The sequence below is a fragment of the Thermocoleostomius sinensis A174 genome (genome assembly GCF_026802175.1).
Lineage (GTDB): Bacteria > Cyanobacteriota > Cyanobacteriia > Elainellales > Elainellaceae > Thermocoleostomius > Thermocoleostomius sinensis.
Genome location: NZ_CP113797.1, coordinates 1,424,162 through 1,444,772 on the forward strand (window position 1 = coordinate 1,424,162; position 20,611 = coordinate 1,444,772).

Sequence of the window (20,611 nt, forward strand, 5' to 3'; positions counted from 1 at the left end):
TGTCCCCCGCAAACAACACGCTTCAGACCACAACATCTCAATAAGTTGAGATTTGTTACCGAGTTTTTACCAATCTACAACAATCCTTCCACGAATATCTAACTTCGTTGGATCTGCTCGAAGATTTCTGCCAGGATATCGGAGGCTCCTTGGTTGCGTAGCTGTTGGGCCAGTTTTATCCCGATCGCTTCTGCCTCAATTGCTGCACCCGTGATACTGCCTTTCACCATTTTTTTGCCGTCGATGCTGGCCACCATGCCCGTTAGAGTCAGTGTATCGCCATCAAGAACCGTGTTCACCCCGATTGGCACTTGGCAACCGCCTTCTAATTCTCGCAGAAACGATCGCTCAGCATAGCAGCGTTGCGCCGTGGGAGTATGTTCCAACGCTGTTAGTAGCTCAATAATTTCTGCATCATTGGCACGGCACTCAATTCCCAGTGCACCTTGTCCGACTGCGTGTAGCGAGACTGCTGCTGGAATCACCTGATGAATGCGATCGGCCATATTCAGTCGCTTTAACCCTGCCACCGCCAGAATAATGGCGTCATATTCGCCAGCATCTAGCTTTTGCAGCCGCGTATTCAAATTGCCGCGAATATCTTTAAATGACAAATGCGGATAATGATAGCGCAGTTGCGCCAAGCGCCGCAGTGACGATGTACCAACCACCGCCCCTGCTGGCAACGTCTCCAACTGCTTGTCTTGGTGATTGGCATGTACCACCAGTGCATCCGCCGGATCTTCGCGCTCGGTAACGCAGCCCAGCATCAAACCTTCTGGCAACCGAGTCGGCAAATCTTTAAGAGAATGCACGGCAAAATCGATTTCGTTGTTGAGCATTCCCATTTCTAATTCTTTGGTGAACAGACCCTTGTCACCGATTTTTGCCAATGCTACATCTAGGATTTTGTCGCCTTGAGTACTCATGGTGTGTACTTCAAAGCGGCGATCGGCGAATCGATGTTGTAGCTGCTCTTGAACCCAATGGGTTTGTACCAGCGCTAGCTGGCTTTTGCGTGAACCAATCCGAATCGGACGAGCGGGACTAGCAACCATTTGTAAAAAAGTGTTTAGAAAAACTGCGAAACATTGATGAGTCAAGCGCTTTTAGGCACTTAACCAGCTTACCGCAGTCGGTCACTCATCTACTCATCCACTGCCAAAACCGAACGAATCCTCTTAACCTGCTCTAAATATTCTTCTTCATTCAACACTGGACAAGCCTCAGTAGTCGGAATTGCTTCCTGAAGCTGAATCCAAGACTTGCAACCGCCATACTCTGGACGATAGATGATTGGGTGTGGCTGAGGTAAGCAATATACCCGCAACAGCAACACCGACAGCGGCGATTTCGGCTTCCACTTCAGCCGCTCCGAGGCAAAATCGAGATTCCAGATATGAAACGGCAATAGCGCCTCTACCGTCGAGAGGTCACTCACCTGAAAGACATGGGTAATGGCTGCCCAAGCTTGAATGTTCACATGGTCTGGATGCCAACCTGATGCAACGGGAGTGACGCGATCGGCATACTTTGGCTTCAGTAAATGTGGCTTTTGGTGCTCATAGGTAGGGTAAAGCCAAGCCTGCAATTGTTCAATCCTAAAAACCCCGCTCTGCTCTCGAATGCCTCCTTTGCGCAACAATAGAATCATCTCACCTTGGCACAAGGCTTCAACTGCTATGGCCCATTCTTTGAAAGCGTCCGTCAAATTAGTGAGAGGCTTTGTCGATCCCACCATTCTGTTTTCCTCTTTTTGACTGTGCCCGACTTAACTGCTATGGTGGCACTCTCATCAAATTATTGCTAGATTACGTTCAGGTTGAATTAGCTATTAAAAAAGCTGGCTCATGAAGCCAGCCCCACGGGCATACATGTAAGCATACCTACGTAGAATCATGTATGATGTCGTTTCTCAACCGAAGAAATCCCAGCTACGCGTTCCCAAACCGGCAGCAACTTCGATTACGTGTTAAGGATACCTACAAATTGGTAATATCCAATTCCCGAAACGTATTGTAACAAGAAGCACAGTCCTTTTTACAAAACGTTATGCTTAGTTTTTGAAAGCCAACCGATTACTACTTCATTCATCGATTTAGCTAATCATTCGGGCAATAGATGTAGAGATGGCATTAGAAACTGCGTTAGACAAGTTCAACCTTGTCCGGAGCCGTCGTGGAGATTGCCAGCAGGTAGGACTCGCTCTACTGGAGTGGTTTCGCTAAGTAGGTTTGGGAGAAGCCGTTCGGGCACTTATTGCAGCCCTCTTTCGTCCTGAGGATTAAGCGTCAACCTGCCTGGTGTCATGACTGACTTAGGTCGTGATCGAGAGTACGCAAAAGTCATACTTGCTAACCTAACAAGGCTCAAAGTTGTTTGAGGGGTCTCATTATGCCACGACGGGCACCATTGAAACTTATGTCGTTCCATTCCAATTTCTCTTCTCGTGTATCTGCCTATTTCAAGCATATCGGCTGGTCTTTAAGCGCAGTGGCACTGGTATCCAGCGGTTCAATGCTGGCGATCGGAGGGGCGGCCCAAGCCAGAACTGCTCCCGTTTCAGTCGCTCAAGCGGGTTCTACAATTCCTGAGCAAATTCCCACTGGGCCGAATGATGCCCGCTTCACCTGCGAGTTTGTCAACGGTCGGTATACGGTGATGTACCATCCTATCAGCCAACCTGGTCAGTCAAACGCATGGGCCACTCCAACAGCCCTAGGCGGTGGTTGGACAGAGGATCGACGCTGCAATGAAATCAGCCGTCGCTTGGAGTTCTATCGCCCTGATGGATTGCTGGAATTACGCACTGGGATAGAAAATGGGTATAACACTGTCTGTGTCACCACAGAAGTGAATCCAAGTTGTCGAATTGTGTTTACTGTTCCACCTGGGCAAGACCCGATTGCAACCCGCGATCGCGTGTTCTCCAACTTGACCATTGCCGATAGTGGACAGCCCACTCAAGGGGTTGTCACCTATACAGGTGATGGCGATGATATTCTCCAGCGATTAGGAGGTTCACTGGGCATCGAGCTACCGTCCGGTCGAGGTAGCCGTTCGTCTTCTGCTCGTCCTGGTTCCAGTTCTAGCCCAAGCTCGATCGATCTGCGTCCGTTTCTCGATCCCGCTGACGGCGGTACGGGGGAAAACCTATAAAAAGGTGGAAGGCTTGGAGGCTGTAGTGTCCATCGGTCATCTCTCATCCTTCATAAAGCCTCGATCCTAATATAAATCTTATGAAGTTCCCTATTCTGTCCACAAGAGTAGGGAATTTATGTGTATAGATAGTCCAGACGTGATACTATCCCTGTTGCCGCTTCACAGCAGTTAGGAGTTTGCAATCCCCTCTCTCTACTTCTGGAACGTTCATGTATTTACAACAAACCCTCCGTCGAACCAAAATTGTCGCTACGATCGGCCCTGCCACCAGTAGCCCAGAAGTACTCCGTGAATTAATTGAAGCAGGAGCTACCACGCTCCGTCTCAACTTTTCTCATGGAACTCACGATGACCACCAGCGTAATATCCGCCTTATTCGTCAGGTTTCCTTTGAACTGAATCAACCCGTTGGCATTCTGCAAGATTTACAGGGTCCTAAGATTCGTTTAGGCAAGTTTGAAAATGGCTCGATTACGCTTCAAAAAGGAGACCCATTCATTCTAACTAGTGAAAAAATGGTGGGGACGCAAGTGATGAGTTCCGTTACCTACGAACCGCTAGCAGAGGAAGTGCCAGAAGGGGCAACTATTTTGCTGGATGATGGACGGGTGGAAATGGTGGTGGAGAAGGTTGATTTTCTGAAGCGATCGCTGCACTGCCGAGTTGTAGTTGGAGGGGTGCTCTCAAACAATAAGGGCGTCAATTTCCCCGGCGTTTACTTATCAATTCGGGCGTTAACTGACAAAGACAAAGAGGATTTGATGTTTGGGCTAGACCAAGGGGTAGATTGGGTAGCCCTTAGCTTTGTCCGCAATCCCCAGGATGTACTAGAAATTAAGGAGTTAATCTCTAGTGCTGGGAAAAATGTGCCCGTGATCGCCAAAATTGAGAAGCATGAAGCGATCGAACAAATGGAAGCAGTGCTATCGATTTGCGATGGCGTTATGGTAGCGCGGGGCGATTTAGGAGTGGAATTGCCAGCTGAAGATGTGCCAATTTTGCAAAAGCGTTTGATTGCAACAGCTAACCGTCTGGGCATTCCCGTGATTACCGCCACGCAAATGCTCGACAGTATGGTGAATAATCCGCGTCCCACTAGAGCCGAAATTTCTGACGTGGCCAATGCCATTATTGACGGCACCGATGCAGTGATGCTGTCTAATGAAACAGCGGTTGGTAAATTTCCGGTACAAGCGGTTGAGACAATGGCTCGCATTGCCTGTCGGATTGAACAAGAGTTGCCGCTGGGACATGGGTTAGACGATGTACCCGGGCGATCAATTCCCAATGCCATCAGTCAAGCGGTGGGGCAAATTGCAGAAACCTTGCAAGCGGCGGCTATTATGACGCTGACCAAAACCGGGGCCACAGCCCGCAATGTTTCAAAATTTCGTCCGCGCAAGCCAATTTTGGCCGTCACTCCTCATGTAGATGTGGCGCGACAACTGCAACTGGTCTGGGGGGTGAAACCGTTGCTGGTGCTAGACTTGCCTTCAACGGGTCAAACTTTTCAAGCGGCAATCAATGTTGCCCAGGAAAAAGATCTTCTCTATCAGGGAGATTTAGTCGTAATGACGGCTGGAACATTGCAAGGAGTCGCTGGTTCGACCGATTTGATCAAAGTGGATGTGGTAACGGCTGTGTTAGGGAAGGGGGTTGGCATTGGTCAAGGCTCGATCAGCGGTCGGGCTAGGGTTGCCCACAACACGATGGAGTTAGGCAATTTTAATCCAGGGGAAATTTTGGTTGTGTCCAAAACCAATGCTGATTATGTCGATGCCATTCGTAAAGCCGCTGGCATTGTCACTGAGGAAGAGAGCCTAACCAGTCATGCAGCGGTGATTGGATTGCGGTTAGGAGTGCCAGTGATTGTGGGCGTCAAAAATGCCACTGAAGTGATTCGCGATGGTACGATTCTCACCCTCGATCTGCATCGTGGATTCGTGTACTCGGGCTTATTAAATGCTGCGCAAGCTGATACAGTACTACCGATTTAGCTTCTGCTGGCTTTCCTGCTACAACAAAGGTGTAGGTGCGCAAGATACTGTTCGGGGGCAATACATGGATGATGGTTTAATCGATCGTCTCTTGCAAGATTTGAAAAACCCAGATGACGCCATTCGCGATCGGGCAACAGCAGCGTTGTGGCAAATTTGGTTTAACCAAAAGGGAGACTATGGCTTTGAAATTTTGGGACAGAGTCAAGCTCTACTAGAGGCAAAGCAGTATACACAAGCCGAAGCCCTGTTAACTGATCTAATTGGCGATCAACCCGATTTTGCTGAGGCATGGAATCGCCGAGCCGTGCTGCATTATCTGCAAGGAAATTATGAACGATCGTTGAGTGACTGTCAGCAGGTAGTAAAGCTGAACCCCATTCATTTTGGAGCGCTACATGGCATGGGTCTATGCTATGCCGCCCTCGGAGAGTATGTCGCTGCCATTCAGTCCTTTCGCCAAGCCTTAGAAATTCAACCCTATGCCCTGATTAACCAGCGATTAATTTTAGAATGCACTGCCCGGCTTAACTAGCAGTATTTTCCACCTCCACCCCCTAACAGGTAGGAAAACCGAACCGATTTTCGCTGATTTCCCCTTGTCAAGCAGTTCCGCGCCGCTTCTAGAATTGTCTATGACTAGGAATATTGGTCTTTGGTGGGTTTATACGAATGATCACGGGTATAATCGCAACGGTTTTAGGAATACTTGTAACTATTAGTCCGCTGCAACTGGTTTTAGGATGGCAGTTTCCCTTCCTACAAGGAGGAATGACAGCGGGGAACGGCTCAAACCAGCCAGTCGCAGAGCAACTTGCTTCACCCCAACTCGTGGCACAAGCCCCGATCGCCCGCAGTAACAGCTTTGTCGCCGCTGCGGTCAATCGGGTGGGGAATGCCGTCGTACGGATTGATACCGAGCGCACCATCACTCGCAGCCCGGATGCATTTTTGAGTGATCCATTCTTTCGTCGCTTCTTTGGAGATGTGCCCATCCAACCCTATGAAGAGCGTCTACAAGGGCAGGGATCTGGCTTTATTGTGGATGGCAATGGCACAATTTTGACCAATGCGCATGTGGTAGAGGATGCCGATCGCGTGACGGTATCGCTCAAAGACGGGCGTAAGTTTGACGGTACCGTTGTTGGCGTGGATGAAGTCACAGATCTAGCCGTTGTCAAAATCGAGGTGCGCGGCGAAGGGTTGCCCACAGCAACGTTAGGGGATTCCGACAGTGTGCAAGTAGGGGATTGGGCGATCGCCGTTGGCAACCCATTGGGGTTAGACAATACGGTCACCCTAGGAATTGTCAGTACGCTGAATCGATCGAGTTCGTTGGTGGGCATTCCCGATAAGCGTGTTGATTTTATTCAAACCGATGCCGCCATTAATCCAGGTAATTCCGGTGGCCCTCTGTTGAACGAACAAGGAGAAGTTATTGGCATTAACACTGCCATCCGTGCCAACGCGATGGGAATTGGGTTTGCCATTCCTATCAACAAGGCAAAGCAGATTATGCCGATTTTAGAGCGAGGAGAACAGGTTTCTCACCCCTACTTGGGTGTGCAAATTGCTACCCTCACTCCTGATGTGGCTAAGCGTAACAACGAAGATCCCAATGCTACTGTGATGCTCCCGGAAATCAACGGTGTATTGGTGGTGGGGGTTGTGCCTAACTCACCCGCTGCCTCAGCCGGGATTCGCCGAGGGGATGTGATCACAGAAATTAATGGTCAACCGGTCACCAGTGCCGATCGCCTGCAACGATTAGTGGATCAAACCCAAGTGGGGCAATCACTCCAGGTGACGCTCAGACGAGGCGATCGAACTCAACGCTTATCGGTGCGCACGGCTGATCTTCAGCAAGCGAATCGCTAGCAATGTCTAGATGGGCAGGTTTTGCAGAGACCAAAGGATCAGTTTCGAGGGTGGCTCTGCTGAACGCTGCCCCTTAGGCCGATCGTCCAAATCGTTGACGTAGGCGAGTGACGAGTTGATCGACCTCTGGTAATTGCATCTGCATCGCAATCAGGGCAAACACAAGCAGTCCAACCGTCCCTGCTACAACAAGCTGCAACAGTTGAACGAAAAACCCTTCAGTGCCCAAGCCTCGCTGAAGCGCAAAGAGGGTGCCCCAACTGGCCAGTCCTGTTACGACACTGCCCAGCCCCAACCCCCCGATCGGCAAGCCCCATTCTTGTAAGGGCAGACCATGCAGTTTACGGTTCAACACGGTTAGCAACCACACAGTTGAGATGATGTTGACCCCCACTGTTGCCAGCACCAATCCCGCCGCACCAAAGGGACGAATCAACAGATAGTCCAGCAACGCATTGAGAAAAATGTTGATGACGCTGATGCGGAACGGGGTGTCAGCATCCCCCAGGGCATAAAACACTCGTACCAGCACATCTCGCGCTAAGTAAACAAACATGCCGATCGAATAGGCAATCAGCACACTGGTGACAATCTGTGAGGCCTCCTGATCGAAGGCATAGCGCTCATACACCACCCGCACGATCGGAAGTGCCAGGGCAATGATGATTGCTCCTAGCGGCAGCATCGTGATTGCGGTCATCACTAGTCCTTGGCGAATGCGGAGTTTCAGTTCTTCCCAATGCTCTGGGGCAGCTAGGCGCGAAAAGACGGGTAGAAACGGCACTAGAATCATGTTAGAGATGATGCCAACTGGAGTTTGCACCAGTAAATTGGCATAGCCCAAGGCCGCCGCTGCTTGTGGAATAAAGGAGGCAAAAAACAAATCGGTGTAGACATTAATTTGGGTCATGCCAGACGACAGCGTAGCCGGGCCCATCAGCCGCACCGTTTCTTTGACGCCCGATCGATTAAAGTCAAACCGCAATCGCAATCGCCCTAAGCCCGATCGCCACTGGGCGGGAACCTGGACCAACCACTGCAATATCGCGCCAGCTAGGGTGCCCCACGCTAAAATTTGCCCGCCTAACAGGCTATACTCTGGAGAAATTAAGTCTTGCCCTACAAACAGCAATAATCCGCCCAGGCCCACTAAGACTGTCACACTAGATAACAAAGGGCTAATGGACGGTAGCCAATATTGATCATCGGCATTCAGCACACCAAACCCAATCCCAATCAATCCAGCAAACAGTGCCATCGGGGCCATAATCCGGAGTTGCTGCACTGCAATGGCCTTGGTTTCTAACCCAGTAGCGGTTTGGCCAAGCCCGGGAGCCACTAAATCAATGAGTGGGTCGGCGAATAGAATCAACAGGGCTGTGGCCAGGATCAACACGCCGCCTACGAGGGTAGAAATTGTCTCAATGAGGGGAGCAATCTCTTCGCGTTTGCGCTTAGAAACAACACTGACGATTGCACTGTGAAACGGGCCATTAATGCCTCCCAATAGCACAAAGAAAAAGCTGGGGATAACGTAGGCATAGTTGTAGGCATCTGCCACAACCCCGACCCCAAAGGCAGCGGCGATTGCCTGTTGACGAAATAGCCCAAACAGTTTGCTGAGCAAGGTGGCAGCGGCAACAATGCCCGCAATACCAACCAGCGATCGGGAGTTTTTTTTGGCGTCAGACACGGATTCTTGGAGAATGGGTTACAGCGTTAGTCTACATCCACAGAAGCCGAAATCATCGCGGATTATGGATTTCGACCTAGCTTTGATCCTCTACAATATCCAGCCAGACGTCATCTGAGCCATGATGCACAGTCTTCACCCATTTCAGGCGTTTGGGACGCACAGCCATCCGAGCCGTTGTGCTGGCCATGACAGGCAACCAGTGCAGCATATACAGCGAACCCAACACCGCTTGAAACACGGCATGGTCTAAGCGGCGAGGCAGTTTTCGCGCCAGTTGGCTCTGTGTGCGTCCGGCTCTGGTGCGCCGCATACCAATCACCATTCCCACCATCGAAAACATCACCATGAGGCTAGTGGCAGGGGCCAGCATCGGAGGACTGCTGCGAGCTACTGCCATCACAAAATCGGGAACCGCAGCAGTGGGTAACAAATATTGCGTAATCCAGAATACTAGCAAATCCATCGTTTTGGCGGTGCCCATGCGGTTCCGCAGAATCAATCGCCAGTAGTCTAAATAGCGCTGGTAGCCACCTTCAGCCCAACGGTTGCGCTGATGCCATAGCCCGATCGCATTCGTCACACCTTCTTCGGCCACCGCTGGCAGCATCAGAAAATCAATGTCCCAATGATCAAGATGGAGACGAATCGTCAGATCCAGATCGTCGGTGATCGTTTCCTCGTTCCAACCGCCACAACCTTCTAACGCTGTGCGCCGCACAAACTGGCCGTTGCCCCGTAGTTCACCAATGCCGCCGATCGCAATGCGCTGTTGTTGGAAGTAGCTATCCAGCGCCATTTCAGCCGCCTGCCCCCTCACCCAAAGATTCGAAGATTGGGGATGATTTGGATCGAGGGCCTGCGACACTGCTTTTTGCACCTGTACCGCACCCACTTGCTCTCGCTGAAACAGGGGCATCACTCGTCGCAGCAGATCTTTGGGCACTTGAGCATCCGCATCGAATACCGCAATAATATCGCTTTGGGTTTGCCCCCAGACCTGATTGAGTGCACCTGACTTGCCCCCTTGCGCATTGGCTGGACGTACCACTACATTTAGCTGCTGATAATCCCGCTGAAGCCGATCGAGAATCAGCGGTGTGCGATCGGTGCTATTATCGTCAATCACCCACAGGTCATAGCGGCTAGCCGGGTAATCGAGATGGCATAAATCTTCTACCAAGGATGCAATCACGGCTTCTTCATTTTTGGCGGCCACCAGCAGCGACACATAGGGATAATCGTCTGGATTGTCGCTTGACAGCGGCTCTGGTACAGGAATTGGCCGAGCAAACATCACCCGCAGCACATGTAGCCCTAATAAGGTTGTCAGTCCCAGCGCAAACCAACTGCCCCAGGACACTAAGTGTAGGGCCACCGTACTGCTCCAAATCATGGTGAGTGCGATCGCTGCCTTGCGCCGCCGACCACCATAGCCGCGACTAAACGGACTGATGGTCTCGGCATCCGGCTCAATCAGTGTTTCTTCAGACAAGAGAGACTCGGATAATAGAGAATCAGACAAGTTAGACAGGAGTGAGTTGATTGGCAACTGTTCGTTGCAAGAATCGCTTTCGCGCCAGGAATTCTCCGGCATAGGTCATTTGATTGAGGAACCAATATTTATCAACACCCATGAAGAAGCTGGGGATGAGGTAACACCAAACCGTACAGCTTTCACATACAGACAGCTTGCCCTGAGATTGACGATAGGCGTCCACTTTTTCAGATTCGCGATATAGTTCATACAATCGCCCGTTAATAGGCATGGCGTCTTGAGCAAAGTGGTAGCAGGGCAGCAGTAGCTCATCATGTGGGGAGATGGCAATGACCGCATCCACCGCTTTACAACGAGGATTTTGGGGATTATTACCACCTGCCTCGATGAAGGCCAGTGCAGCCTTATTGTAACCAACATTGCGATACCGCTTGGCAGTCAATTCGATCGCTTCGGCAATTTCTGGTGTGGGATTTTTCTTCGAGTTGTAGTTGCTGTGAGCCGTAAATGCGGGGTTTAGCCACACTCGTGCTCTCAATTGCTGGGCAAACTCTGCAACTTCACCAATGCGGTGATAATTTTGGGCTGTCACAGTATGATTTAATACAGGGTATTCGCCCAGCGACTGAGCTAGCTTCACCGACTCAACGAGCGTATCGAAGATCTTAGTGCCGCGTGATTGATCATGCGTTTCTGCATCGGCTCCATCCAGAGAGAAGTTGAGAAAATCAACTAAGCCTTGTAGTGATTTCGCCTTTCTGGGGTAGAGGATGGTGTTGGTGGTGAGGCTTGTTAGAAACCCCAGCCGCTTGGCTTCTGTATAGATTTCAGCTACATCAGCCCGCAGCAATGGTTCTCCCCCGGTGAAGTCTACATACTTCACACCCAACCGGCGTAGATCATGCAAATTGTGCTGAATAGTTTCAAAACTAGCTTCTTGCTTAGGTTCCAATGCCCAAATATCGCAGAAGTGACAGCGAGCATTGCAGCGATAGGTAAGGTAGTAGTTTGCAACTAGGGGTGCCATAAGTAAGGGGTTTACAGACTTTATACTTTATGAGGATGAGTTAAGCGGGGATGAGTGAACCGTAGAGGAAATTCGATAATCCTCTATTGTTTTCATTGATTGTCACTACATTGTCTTTACAACAATATTGCTGATGCGACGACTTGAATGAGCGGTAACTGACACAAAGGTTGAAGTTAGTTTACCAATCTCCGGTCGCTGACGGGGAGGAATTTAGAAAATCTGATGTATGCAAAGCTGCCGGAATGAGTGATTCTAAGCATTCAGCGCTGGGGCATTGGCAGCATCGATCGCCACCTTCTGCATCCACAAGTCACGATTGGCACGGCTAACTTGCTTCAGTGTGTCCAAAAAGGCATAGACAGCGGGCGGGTGCAGTGCATTCGCTAAAACCGCCGATCGAATCACTCGTTCTAGCCGAACAGGCAGCGGATACACTCGCGCCTCGGGGGGCAGGGGTTCGGCGGCCAGTCGAGCCATGATTGTTGCTCCTAAGCCTTGCATCACCATACCAACGATCGTCGAGTCTTCCTGAATGTGATAGGCGGCGTCGATCGATTGTTTCAGTTGAGCTAAGTGCTTGCGAATCAAGCTAGAACAGTAATCGCCTTGGGGCGGCATGATTAGAGGGTAACTCATCAACTGCTCCCAGGTGAGATGATGGTCTGGTACTTCTGCATTGGGCGGCAACAGGGCCACGTATTCATCGCGCATCACTTCCCACGTTTGCAGATCTTCCGCAGGCGGCATACAAATTAGCCCAATATCGGCACGCCCTTCCCGCAAGCACTGTTCCACTTTATCATCACCACGATATTCCAAGAGCGTGACACTAATGCCCGGAAACCGTTGACGAAATTGCGCAATAACTCCTGGCAAAAGGTGCGTACCAGCACTACGGAATGAAACCAGCCGTACATGGCCGCCCTGCAATCCTTTGGAGAGTTGCGCTTCTTTGCCAATCACCTCGACTAATCCCAAAATTTCTTGAGCATGACAGACAATTTGTTCTCCGATCGGCGTCAACGTTGCCCCATGACGACCGCGAGATACTAACACTACGCCCAATTCTTCTTCTAGACTGGCGATCGCATGACTGATGGCTGACTGAGATACTTGAAGATGGAGGGCCGCTTCACTGAAATTGCCGTGCTTGGCTACTGCTATGAGCGATCGAAGTTGAGAAAGTTTAATCGCTTCTAAATTCATGAACTCAACCTGCTTGAATATCCGTCGTCAAACGCTGCTACTTCTAAGTTCGGTTGATGGGAGGTCTTAAGCTGCTGTCAATTGCCCTCGCTGACTCATCTCCTTCAGAGTATCTAGGAAGGCATAAACGGCGGGTGATTGCAAGGCCTCTGCCAAAATTGCCACACCGATAATCCGCTCCAAGGGATTCGGTAAGCTCCGTTTTTGAATGCCAACGGGAATCGGCTCAGCCGCTAGCCGTGGAATAATACCTACCCCTAACCCCTGCCGAATCATGCTGACGATCGTGGAGTCTTCTCGCACTTCGTACGTGGGCTTTAGTGATTTACCTAAGGCAGTTAAGTGATGCAGAAACAACTCTCGACACGAATCGCCTTCAGGCGACAAGATCAGCGGATAGGTGCTGAGGTCTTCCCATGTCAACGGCTCGTGGATCACCTGATAGTTGGGTGGAATTAGCACCAAATACTCATCACGCAAAATTTCCCAACTGCGAAACTCCTCCGAAGTCGGCAACAGAGTAATGCCAATATCTGCTCGCCCGTCGCGTAGATCTTGCTCTACTGCTACACAGCCTGGAAATTCGTTGAGGACAATGCCGATTGCTGGGAACCGTTCGCGAAAGACGGCAATGACACTAGGCAATACATGGGTAGCCACACTGCGAAAGGAGGCAATTCGCACGGCTCCTCCCTGCAAGCCTTTGGCCAAATTGGCTTCTTTGCCCAACTCATCGAGCGATCGCAAAATATTGTGAGCATGAATTAACACCCTTTCTCCAACAGGCGTGAGTGTAGCTCCGTGGCGTCCTCGTGACAACAGCACCACGCCCAGTTCTTGCTCTAGGGCAGCAATGGCATGACTAACAGCCGACTGAGAGACCGACAACTGTAACCCAGCCTCACCAAAATTGCCGCACTCGGCCACCGCTACCAATGCCCGTAATTGGGATAACTTGACATGTTCCAAATTCATCGCCTGTCAACCACCCCTTCAGTTCAAACAAAGACAGGGAGCGCCTTTATTCTCTCGCACTTGACTTGCAAATGGTGAGTCTATCCTGCAATCTAAGGATGAATTTCTTTCATAGTAATGATGCAAGAAAGTGTTTGAATGCGCTTAACAAATGTTCTAAATTGGAACTCTGTTGGATTGAGTAGTTGGATTGCTCAATGCTGTTGGGCGATCGAGTCTAGTTGCAAGTGATTATGCGCAAACTAGGTACTGATAGCCCGCCAAGGCATGTGCTGAAAGTTGAAGCCAAAGTTGAAGCCATTGATTGATTCATTCAATTCATTTTGAGCCTAGCTTGTGCCATTAGCTACAGGAATCTAGATGGTTTCAGTTGGAGCGATCGACTCATAGGGTCGTGCTTTTGAAAATTATTTTGAAGATTATGCCTTCAAGTTCTCTACAGTTCTGAAGGGTTGATCCATAGAACAGTGACTAGCAAAATCAACAGGTATTCATCCTCACCATTTGTATCAAAATCAAAACTAATTTTTGACATTCTAAGGTACTCGTTTCAATGTACGCCCGCATGAAAACATCCAATCATCTTGTTGTGGGATATGCGTTTGAAGAAGCCCTCAATCGTGAAGCACAAGCCCGCCATCGTTCTGTGGAACGAAACCGCAAATGCAGATTCCACGCTCTACTGAATGCTTGTGGACGAATTCTATTTCACAACGCGGGGGAACCACAAATTCGCCAACATATTGATCGCGCTGGCTTCACCTACTGGCAGGTGTATGATCCTCAAACCGATCGATCGCAACAATTCGACAGCGAAACTGAGGTGCGGCAATGGCTCGATCGGCGGTACTGTATGTAACTAAATGCGGTCAGCAACTTGTGGGCAAGTTAGAGCATACGTTAAGGTGAAGCGTTGGGTTGATTGCGACCCTAAATTTCTCTTCTTTCCTGTTCATCGTGTCTGAACTTTTCTCTCCCTTTCAACCGATCGCCGCTATCGCCACAACCCCTACAGCCGTCAAAACCCTGTACCCCATCTGGGAAACCGGAGCCGTAACACTCTGGATTCCAGAATCGCTGGCTGAAGTTCTAACTCTATCGTCACAGCATCCAACTCCCAAACTTTATCGTCACCTATCTGCTCACCTTACCTCTCTGTGGCAAACCCACCGCAGTTTGGTTTTTTGCCTAGCCACGGGGGCAGTGGTGCGGCTAATTGCTCCTTATTTGCAGAACAAAGCGATCGATCCTGCGGTGGTGGTGGTCGATGGGACTGGTCGGTTTGTAATCAGCCTGTGCAGCGGTCATCAAGGCGGAGCCGATGCTTTGACTCGAACGATCGCCGCTCACCTAGGCGCAACCCCGGTACTAACTGGCGGCTCAACGAGTGTCGGACTACCTGCGATCGATCAGCTAGGGATTCCATTCGGTTGGACTCGTGGCAGCGGCGATTGGACAGGCGTGAGTGCAGCCGTGGCTCGGCAAGCCCCAATTCAAGTCATTCAAGAAGCTGGCAATACCCTCTGGCAACAGCATCTGCCGTCTAACCATCCCTTTTTATTCGAGGGAGATACCGTTGAGGGAACCGCCAGCCCCCCAGAACCAGCACAAGTCCCCTTAGCAAACCCATCGCCCCAAGCCCGTATCTGGATCAGCCCAATTCAGCGCCGATTTGCTCCAGAGTCAACCATGCCCAAAGTCCAGTGGCATCCGCGTGTTTTGTGGATCGGCATCGGTTGCGAACGCGGCACATCTCGCCAACTCATTGAAACAGCAATTCACGAAGTTTGCCGGGCTTATCATCTAGCAGAAGGATCGATCGCGGGCATCGCCACAATTGATTTGAAAGCTAATGAACCGGGTATTATCGAACTGTGTCGCGATCGGCGGTGGCCGTTGCGCTGTTTTTCGGCAGAGCAGTTGCGAGTGGTGGCTGTGCCTACCCCATCGACGATTGTGGCTGCCGAAGTAGGAACACCAAGTGTGGCAGAAGCCGCTGCAATGTTAGCTAGTGCGGCAGTGAGAGTTGAGAATCAGGAGGCAGGAAGTTGGGAACCAGGATCGAACCTGCGGGTGACAAAGAAGATTGTGCGTGATCCGGAGCAGGCGGGGGCGGTCACGGTAGCGATCGCCGAGGCAGATCAGGAATATACAGGCCGATCGGGGCAGTTGTGGCTTGTAGGGACAGGTCCAGGACAGCTTAGCCAAATGACGCAAGCGGCGCAAGCGGCTATTACCCAAGCAGATGTTGTCATTGGCTATAAGCTTTATGTTGAGTTAATTGAATCGCTGCTGCGGCCAGGGCAAATGATCGAAGCGTTGCCCATCACTCAAGAGCGACAACGAGCTAATCGGGCGATCGAACTGGCACAGTGGGGCTTGTCGGTGGCAGTGATCTCATCGGGCGATTGCGGTATTTACGGCATGGCTGGACTGGTGCTAGAGCAATTGCAAGCCCAAGGATGGGACGGCAAAACACCAAGTGTGCAGGTCATTCCAGGGATTTCTGCGCTACAAGCCGCGGCCTCTAAAGTAGGAGCGCCCCTGATGCATGACTTTTGCGCCATCAGCCTCAGCGATCTCCTGACCCCCTGGGAGGTGATTGAACAACGGCTAGTGGCGGCTGCCCAAGCGGATTTTGTCACGGCTCTCTATAACCCTCGATCGCAAACTCGCACCCAGCAAATTGGTATAGCCCAGCAGATTTTTTTACAACATCGTGATCCCACGACCCCAGTGGCGCTGGTGCGATCGGCCTATCGATCGGACGAGCAGATTACCTTAACAACCCTATCGCTGTTTTTAGAGGAACCTATCGATATGGTGACAACAGTAATCATCGGCAACCGCAGCACCCGTACCCACGCCAATTGGATGATTACGCCACGCGGATATGAAGGCAATGCATCAGGAAAAGGGAATAAAGGATGAATCGTTCTCGATCGCAGTATCCTAGAAGTGAGCGATGCATTTGGTGAAATGATGAGCACTCAACGCGCTTCTCAGATAGCTGAACCGATAGCTGAACCGACAGTTTACAAAGGACAATTTGGGGAATTTACGATTACTCAAGCCGATCGCCGAGGTGTCATCATTTACCGGGCTGGGTTAATGGTGGCGGCGCTTTGTTTTGCCATTGGCACAGGGTTGGTGCTGTGGCAACCTGAGAATTCAGTAGTGCTACGAGCATTAACCCCCCTCTATACTGGCTTTACGGCTGCCTTAGCGGTGAGTTTGCTAACAATCCACATCTACATGGCGTCACTGCATCGCACGCTTCAAGCCTTTTGGTTGATTGGAGTCATCGCCTCTGTTGTTGTAGCGCATAGTAGTCCAGAACCGTTTGCAGCAACCGTCTATCAACATCCAGTCACCATTTTGGGAGTTGGCTTTGTCTTTGCGGCATTAACGGGCATTTTCTTTAAAGAAGCGTTTTGTTTCGATCGCCTGGAAACTAAATTTTTGACACCCTTAGTTCCCTTGTTATTGCTCGGACATCTTTTTGGGCTGATGCCCACCGCAGTTGAGCAAGTTTTACTAGCAGGCTGGGCGATATTATTTTTAGTGTTTGCTGGGCGTAAGGTGATTCAAGCCATTCCACCAGACATTGGTGACAAAAGCGTGTTTGAATATTTACACCAACAGCGATCGTTGAAGACGGCAGAAAATTAGCCGATTGAATAATTCACGCATTGGTCACTCACTCGCTGGAAAGTAGGATGACGTAGCACTGTTCGCAGATTTAGGAGCGGAGGGCTAGGAAGGGGATGGCAAAACAGTGGCACATTGCGTAGTGTTAGTACAGTATCTCATCTAAACGTTCAGCATTAAGGCAATACTGCATGGTCACTGCATTGGTATGGCTGGGAGTTCTTCTGGGTCTGTTTGGATTGGGAAGGGTATGGATTGTTCAGGCTTATGAGTTTCTAGCAGTCAATGCGCCGATCGAGGCTGATGTGCTGGTAGTCGAAGGTTGGTTGCCAGATTATGCCCTGGAAGAAGTTGCGGTTGAATGGCGTCAAGGGACGTACCAAAAAATCATCACCTTGGGCGAGCCGTTGCGACACGGTTATTTTCTGTCGCAGTACAAAAGCTATGCCACCTTGGCTGCTGCAACTCTAAGCACCCTAGGAGTAGATTCCGATCGAATTGTGGCGATTCCTTTTCCATTGGTAGAACGCGATCGAACCAAGACCTCTGCACTCTATCTGCAAGCGTGGCTTCAAGAACACGATCCATCGATTTGTGCCATTAACCTCTACAGTTTGGGGCCCCATGCCCGTCGCAGTTGGTTTCTGTTTCGACAAACCTTGCATCCTAGGGTGCGGGTCGGTATTTTGTCTGGAACGCCCAAAGAGTATCAGCCCCAATGTTGGTGGAACTATAGTGCAGGTGTGCGATCGATGCTCAGCGAAATGATTGGCTATATCTATGCGTTCATCTTTAGCCTGTTAACCCGATCGAAAGCGGTTGAAGGCATTGCTATCTCGCTCTAGTCTTGGGTTGGGGGCAACATTTTGAGAGTTTTATTCAAGACTTAAGATTCCTGCATTGTGATTCTCCCAAGGGACACTGCGCTTATCGCTCTCCACCCCAAAGCACTGCGATCGGCAAAGTCCAATCTGCTTGCAGTGCTTCGCGATCGATGACCATCGCGACCTCCATCCTCGAAAATCAGGGTAAGATTTCAAAGTTGTGCTAGGAGGCGAACATTAAGCCCCTGCGCGATCGCTGGCTAGTCTATGAATGCAGTCGAAATCGAAGAAGCCATTTCTCGGTTAGCCGAGTCCCCTTTTGACCCAGAGGAGTTTCCCTTCGCGTTTCTGGAAGCCTTTGGCAACAAGACAACGACGATTAAACGGCTGAGAAGTCAGGGCAAAGATTCCACCAATCAATCGGATTTGGGTGGGGTGCTCCAGCGCAATAACATTCACATCAAGGTCTGTGCTGAGGGAGAGGTCAGCGCCACCCTGACTGCTCTGCGAGAAAGTCCAGCGACCGCCCGACTTTTTCTGTGGTGCGGAACGGTTGATTGTGGAACTAGATGGGGGTGTGCATGACTCCCAGCAGGAAGCAGATCAACAACGGCAAGGATAGGGGATAAGGGATGAAAAGGGAATGGAGGAGTGGATGGGCTGCGCTGCGAGTGACTCAATCGCACGATGGATAGTATGAGAACGATGAGGACGTATCGAATTTAGCTTTCTTACCTCCCCAATCTCTCCTGTCTCCTCCAATCTCCTTTGTCCATCCCTATTTCATCACCGCCGAATGTCCTTGAATATCCCCGATCGGTTCACAGCGACCGCCTAAATATTTCGCTAAAAATTCTTCAGCGACCGCGTAGAAATGTAACCGATTTTCAGGACGGGCAAAGCCGTGTCCTTCGTCGGTGTACAGCACATACTCAACGGGTTTACCGGCTTGACGCATGGCTTCGGCAATCTGATCGCTTTCAGCTTGTTTTACCCGTGGATCATTGGCTCCTTGCCCAATCAGCAGTGGCTTTTGAATTTGATTGCAGAAGAACAACGGCGATCGCGATTTGAGGAATTCTGCTTCAGTTTCCAGGTTACCAACGCGATGATAAAACTGAGCTTTCAGCGGTTCCCAGTAGGGCGGAATGCTCTGCATTAGCGTAATTAAATTGCTAGGGCCAACAATGTCTACCCCAGCTGCGAACACATCAGGAGTAAAGGTCAAGCCGACCAACGTGGCATAGCCACCGTAGGAGCCACCCATAATAGCAATCTTGGCAGGATCGGCAATGCCTTGATCTATCAACCATTGCACCGCATCCAACAAGTCATCGTGCATCTTAGCTGCCCATTCCCGGTTGCCTGCATTCACAAAGGCCTTACCGTAGCCAGTTGAACCTCGGAAATTGACTTGCAGCACGGCATAGCCGCGATTAGCCAACCATTGTGCCTCTGGATCGTAACCCCAAGTATCTCGTGCCCATGGGCCACCATGCACCAACAGCACTGTCGGCAGATTTTGAGCCGGAATTCCAACTGGGGTAGTGAGATAGCCGTGAATGGTCAATCCATCGCGAGCCACAAAGGACATTGGCTGCATCGACGCTAGAGGTAAATCTTCTAAAGCTGGTTTGGTACTGAAGAGTAATTGGCTAGTCTGAGTGGCGCGATCGTAGGTGTAGTAATACGTAGGACCATCATCCGTGGTATAGGACACCAGCCAGCGCTGATCATCTAGGGTGCGGCTACTGATGCCAAACTCCCCCGATCGTACCTGGGCGATCGTCTCAAAATCCTTGGCGATGCTGGTATCGAGAATTTGCCATTCCAGCTTGTCTTTGTAGAAAGCGACCGCTTGCAACGTCCGTTCGGTGGGATGCACAACCACACCGCCCACGTCGTACTGGTCATCAGCGGCGATAACGGTTTCTTGGCGAGTGGTCAAGTCTAATGCCAGCAAGCGCTCGGCATTGGCATCGTGGCTACCGACCACATACAACGTTTTGCCATCGGCAGAAAAGCCAACCGCATAGCCTTCATCCTCAGGGCCCCAGTGGCGCAGCAGTTCCCACGGTTGATCGATTGTGTCGCGATAGAGCAGATCCGAGCCACCGTCCGGCGTGGCTGCAATCGCAACGCGAATGTTGAACTGCGGATCGGCAGTCCAACTGACAATATTTCCCGGATTCTCCGTATCAAACTCGACGGCACCGCTGCTGAGGTGAATCCGGTATACGTCAAAGCGTTGGGGATTTTTCAGGTTCATTCCCACCAACAACTGGTCGGGGAACTCCGGATCAAGATCGATCGGCTGAGCTTTCACACCTTGAAACGGGGTGAGATCCCGAACAATATTGGAGTGAATATCGACCGAATAGCAATGAAAGTTTTCATCGCCATCCGCATCTTGCATATAAATTAAATGGTTGCCATCATAGGTCCAAAAATAAGCCCGAATTCCCCGCTTCTTATCAGCAGTCAGTTGGCAATTATCTGCTTGCCCGATCGTCTGTAACCAGACCTGCAACACATTCGACTCATCGGGTGCAATGTACGCCAAATACTGACCATCCGGTGACAGCCGCGGCTGTGTCCGCTCTGGATTCCCAAAGAGAATCTCCCGAGGAATCAGCGGTGGCAGTTGGGCCACGGCTGGAGTCGCGTTAGCAGTTTGCATCAGTGCTTCGTTCCATA

The 20,611-nt window shown here is 50.6% G+C and carries 17 protein-coding genes and 1 pseudogene; 10 read left to right on the forward strand and 8 right to left on the reverse strand.

Features of this window, described 5'->3' with window-relative positions; translation table 11 throughout:
- Positions 1-98: 98 nt before the first annotated feature.
- Both hemC and OXH18_RS06195 read right to left on the reverse strand, forming a co-directional pair.
- Positions 99-1,058, reverse strand: coding sequence for a hydroxymethylbilane synthase (hemC, locus tag OXH18_RS06190; RefSeq protein ID WP_268611571.1), 960 nt, complete (start codon positions 1,056-1,058; stop codon positions 99-101).
- Between the two features lie 89 nt (positions 1,059-1,147).
- Entirely contained in the window at positions 1,148-1,741 is a 594-nt protein-coding gene (locus OXH18_RS06195) for a DUF1802 family protein (protein WP_268611573.1), read from the reverse strand.
- A gap of 653 nt (positions 1,742-2,394) precedes the next feature.
- Between OXH18_RS06195 and OXH18_RS06200 the strand changes: the two genes are divergently transcribed.
- The 4 genes from OXH18_RS06200 (at position 2,395) to OXH18_RS06215 (ending at position 7,037) form a co-directional block, all read left to right on the forward strand.
- Complete coding sequence (locus OXH18_RS06200; protein WP_268611574.1) at positions 2,395-3,159, forward strand: COP23 domain-containing protein; 765 nt, start codon at positions 2,395-2,397, stop codon at positions 3,157-3,159.
- Positions 3,160-3,371: 212 nt separating this feature from the next.
- Positions 3,372-5,159: a pyruvate kinase gene (gene pyk, locus OXH18_RS06205; protein WP_268611575.1), complete on the forward strand. Its 1,788-nt coding sequence runs from the start codon at positions 3,372-3,374 to the stop codon at positions 5,157-5,159.
- Positions 5,160-5,223: 64 nt separating this feature from the next.
- Complete coding sequence (locus OXH18_RS06210; RefSeq protein ID WP_268611576.1) at positions 5,224-5,694, forward strand: tetratricopeptide repeat protein; 471 nt, start codon at positions 5,224-5,226, stop codon at positions 5,692-5,694.
- Positions 5,695-5,831: 137 nt separating this feature from the next.
- Entirely contained in the window at positions 5,832-7,037 is a 1,206-nt protein-coding gene (locus tag OXH18_RS06215; protein ID WP_268611578.1) for an HhoA/HhoB/HtrA family serine endopeptidase, read from the forward strand.
- 73 nt (positions 7,038-7,110) lie between these two features.
- Here OXH18_RS06215 and murJ read toward each other — a convergent pair whose 3' ends face one another.
- From murJ to OXH18_RS06240, 5 genes are all read right to left on the reverse strand, one after another.
- Complete coding sequence (murJ, locus tag OXH18_RS06220) at positions 7,111-8,730, reverse strand: murein biosynthesis integral membrane protein MurJ (RefSeq protein WP_268611579.1); 1,620 nt, start codon at positions 8,728-8,730, stop codon at positions 7,111-7,113.
- 76 nt (positions 8,731-8,806) lie between these two features.
- Positions 8,807-10,327 (reverse strand): glycosyltransferase, encoded by a 1,521-nt coding sequence (locus tag OXH18_RS06225; protein WP_268611580.1) that lies wholly within the window; start codon positions 10,325-10,327, stop codon positions 8,807-8,809.
- Entirely contained in the window at positions 10,257-11,255 is a 999-nt protein-coding gene (locus tag OXH18_RS06230) for a radical SAM protein (RefSeq protein WP_268611581.1), read from the reverse strand. The genes OXH18_RS06225 and OXH18_RS06230 overlap by 71 nt, the downstream gene beginning before the upstream one ends.
- 255 nt (positions 11,256-11,510) lie before the next feature.
- Entirely contained in the window at positions 11,511-12,464 is a 954-nt protein-coding gene (locus OXH18_RS06235; RefSeq protein ID WP_268611583.1) for a LysR family transcriptional regulator, read from the reverse strand.
- Positions 12,465-12,530: 66 nt separating this feature from the next.
- A complete protein-coding gene (locus OXH18_RS06240; RefSeq protein ID WP_268611584.1) occupies positions 12,531-13,439 on the reverse strand; it encodes a LysR family transcriptional regulator in 909 nt (302 codons plus the stop codon).
- A 565-nt stretch (positions 13,440-14,004) separates the two neighbouring features.
- On the opposite strand from OXH18_RS06240, the gene OXH18_RS06245 reads away from it, so the two are divergent.
- The 6 genes and pseudogenes from OXH18_RS06245 to OXH18_RS25460 all read left to right on the forward strand — a co-directional run bounded on the left by OXH18_RS06245 (position 14,005) and on the right by OXH18_RS25460 (position 18,536).
- On the forward strand, positions 14,005-14,298 hold the full coding sequence (locus OXH18_RS06245) for a hypothetical protein (RefSeq protein ID WP_268611586.1): 294 nt from the start codon (positions 14,005-14,007) through the stop codon (positions 14,296-14,298).
- A gap of 98 nt (positions 14,299-14,396) precedes the next feature.
- Entirely contained in the window at positions 14,397-16,370 is a 1,974-nt protein-coding gene (gene cobJ, locus OXH18_RS06250) for a precorrin-3B C(17)-methyltransferase (protein WP_268611588.1), read from the forward strand.
- Between the two features lie 51 nt (positions 16,371-16,421).
- Positions 16,422-17,111, forward strand: coding sequence for a DUF2301 domain-containing membrane protein (locus tag OXH18_RS06255; protein WP_268613135.1), 690 nt, complete (start codon positions 16,422-16,424; stop codon positions 17,109-17,111).
- A gap of 170 nt (positions 17,112-17,281) precedes the next feature.
- The gene (locus tag OXH18_RS06260) at positions 17,282-17,935 is read left to right on the forward strand and encodes a YdcF family protein (RefSeq protein ID WP_268611589.1); all 654 of its coding nucleotides are present in this window, start codon (positions 17,282-17,284) and stop codon (positions 17,933-17,935) included.
- A 246-nt stretch (positions 17,936-18,181) separates the two neighbouring features.
- Positions 18,182-18,445: pseudogene (locus OXH18_RS06265) on the forward strand (type IIL restriction-modification enzyme MmeI); the annotation flags it as partial.
- A gap of 28 nt (positions 18,446-18,473) precedes the next feature.
- The gene (locus OXH18_RS25460; RefSeq protein ID WP_390904381.1) at positions 18,474-18,536 is read left to right on the forward strand and encodes a hypothetical protein; all 63 of its coding nucleotides are present in this window, start codon (positions 18,474-18,476) and stop codon (positions 18,534-18,536) included.
- Between the two features lie 156 nt (positions 18,537-18,692).
- On the opposite strand, the gene OXH18_RS06270 is transcribed toward OXH18_RS25460, so the two are convergent.
- The gene (locus tag OXH18_RS06270; protein WP_268611592.1) at positions 18,693-20,594 is read right to left on the reverse strand and encodes a S9 family peptidase; all 1,902 of its coding nucleotides are present in this window, start codon (positions 20,592-20,594) and stop codon (positions 18,693-18,695) included.
- Positions 20,595-20,611: the final 17 nt, after the last annotated feature.

What these genes read in the sequence shown, in the direction of transcription:
- hemC (WP_268611571.1), bottom strand. Translation starts at nt 1,058, where the DNA reads ATGGTTGCTAGTCCCGCTCGTCCGATTCGGATTGGTTCACGCAAAAGC.
- OXH18_RS06195 (WP_268611573.1), bottom strand. Translation starts at nt 1,741, where the DNA reads ATGGTGGGATCGACAAAGCCTCTCACTAATTTGACGGACGCTTTCAAA.
- OXH18_RS06200 (WP_268611574.1), top strand. Translation starts at nt 2,395, where the DNA reads ATGCCACGACGGGCACCATTGAAACTTATGTCGTTCCATTCCAATTTC.
- pyk (WP_268611575.1), top strand. Translation starts at nt 3,372, where the DNA reads ATGTATTTACAACAAACCCTCCGTCGAACCAAAATTGTCGCTACGATC.
- OXH18_RS06210 (WP_268611576.1), top strand. Translation starts at nt 5,224, where the DNA reads ATGGATGATGGTTTAATCGATCGTCTCTTGCAAGATTTGAAAAACCCA.
- OXH18_RS06215 (WP_268611578.1), top strand. Translation starts at nt 5,832, where the DNA reads ATGATCACGGGTATAATCGCAACGGTTTTAGGAATACTTGTAACTATT.
- OXH18_RS06225 (WP_268611580.1), bottom strand. Translation starts at nt 10,327, where the DNA reads ATGCCGGAGAATTCCTGGCGCGAAAGCGATTCTTGCAACGAACAGTTG.
- OXH18_RS06230 (WP_268611581.1), bottom strand. Translation starts at nt 11,255, where the DNA reads ATGGCACCCCTAGTTGCAAACTACTACCTTACCTATCGCTGCAATGCT.
- OXH18_RS06235 (WP_268611583.1), bottom strand. Translation starts at nt 12,464, where the DNA reads ATGAATTTAGAAGCGATTAAACTTTCTCAACTTCGATCGCTCATAGCA.
- OXH18_RS06240 (WP_268611584.1), bottom strand. Translation starts at nt 13,439, where the DNA reads ATGAATTTGGAACATGTCAAGTTATCCCAATTACGGGCATTGGTAGCG.
- OXH18_RS06245 (WP_268611586.1), top strand. Translation starts at nt 14,005, where the DNA reads ATGAAAACATCCAATCATCTTGTTGTGGGATATGCGTTTGAAGAAGCC.
- OXH18_RS06255 (WP_268613135.1), top strand. Translation starts at nt 16,422, where the DNA reads ATGAGCACTCAACGCGCTTCTCAGATAGCTGAACCGATAGCTGAACCG.
- OXH18_RS06260 (WP_268611589.1), top strand. Translation starts at nt 17,282, where the DNA reads ATGGTCACTGCATTGGTATGGCTGGGAGTTCTTCTGGGTCTGTTTGGA.
- OXH18_RS06270 (WP_268611592.1), bottom strand. Translation starts at nt 20,594, where the DNA reads ATGCAAACTGCTAACGCGACTCCAGCCGTGGCCCAACTGCCACCGCTG.